At 73.7% G+C, this 297-nt stretch carries 1 protein-coding gene; it reads left to right on the top strand.

Features of this window, described 5'->3' with window-relative positions:
• On the top strand, positions 1-297 hold a 297-nt coding region (locus G3I65_RS04200; protein WP_160694914.1), incomplete at both ends, for a ketoreductase domain-containing protein.

Below are 297 nucleotides of genomic sequence, written 5' to 3'. Positions count from 1 at the left end.
GCCGCCTGCGACGTCGCCGACCGCGACGCCGTGGCCGCGTTGCTGGCCGAGCACCCGGTCACCGCGGTCGTGCACGCCGCCGGTGTGCTCGCCGACGGTCCGATCGAGACACTCACCGCCCGGCAGCTCGACGACGTCCTGCGCGCCAAGGTCGACGCGGCCTGGAACCTGCACGAGCTGGCCGGCGACCTCACCGAATTCGTGGTGTTCTCCTCGGTTTCCGGTCTGCTCGGCACGGCGGGGCAGGCGAACTACGCGGCCGCCAACGCGTTCCTCGACGCGCTCGCCGCGCACCGG

Origin of the sequence: Amycolatopsis sp. SID8362 (assembly GCF_010550475.1) — a bacterium.
GTDB classification, from domain to species: Bacteria; Actinomycetota; Actinomycetes; order Mycobacteriales; family Pseudonocardiaceae; genus Amycolatopsis; species Amycolatopsis eburnea.
This window is presented reverse-complemented; position numbering and strand designations above follow the sequence as displayed.